Source organism: Streptomyces narbonensis (genome assembly GCF_014649015.1).
Classification (GTDB): Bacteria; Actinomycetota; Actinomycetes; order Streptomycetales; family Streptomycetaceae; genus Streptomyces; species Streptomyces narbonensis.
The window spans coordinates 1-852 of the sequence record NZ_BMSF01000099.1; the positions used below are offsets into that span (position 1 = coordinate 1).

At 22.8% G+C, this 852-nt stretch carries 1 pseudogene; it reads left to right on the forward strand.

Annotated features, from left to right (window positions below):
- Positions 1-98 precede the first annotated feature (98 nt).
- A pseudogene (locus tag IE124_RS36285) lies at positions 99-852 on the forward strand (group II intron reverse transcriptase/maturase); the annotation flags it as partial.

Genomic DNA, 852 nt, shown 5'->3' on the forward strand with positions numbered 1-852 from the left:
TAAAATTACATAAAGAAAGAGCTAAAGGCCCACTATTTATTTATAATGATCCTAATTTCAAGAGAATAAAATACGTTAGATATGCAGATGATATTTTAATTGGGGTATTAGGTTCAAAAAATGATTGTAAAATAATCAAAAGAGATTTAAACAATTTTTTAAATTCATTAGGTTTAACTATAAATGAAGAAAAAACTTTAATTACTTGTGCAACTGAACTACCAGCAAGATTTTTAGGTTATAATATTTCAATTACACCTTTAAAAAGAATACCTACAGTTACTAAACTAATTAGAGGTAAACTTATTAGAAGTAGAAATACAACTAGACCTATTATTAATGCACCAATTAGAGATATTATCAATAAATTAGCTACTAATGGATATTGTAAGCATAATAAAAATGGTAGAATAGGAGTGCCTACAAGAGTAGGTAGATGACTATATGAAGAACCTAGAACAATTATTAATAATTATAAAGCGTTAGGTAGAGGTATCTTAAATTATTATAAATTAGCTACTAATTATAAAAGATTAAGAGAAAGAATCTATTACGTATTATATTATTCATGTGTATTAACTTTAGCTAGTAAATATAGATTAAAAACAATAAGTAAAACTATTAAAAAATTTGGTTATAATTTAAATATTATTGAAAATGATAAATTAATTGCCAATTTTCCAAGAAATACTTTTGATAATATCAAAAAAATTGAAAATCATGGTATATTTATATATATATCAGAAGCTAAAGTAACTGATCCTTTTGAATATATCGATTCAATTAAATATATATTACCTACAGCTAAAGCTAATTTTAATAAACCTTGTAGTATTTGTAATTCAACTATTG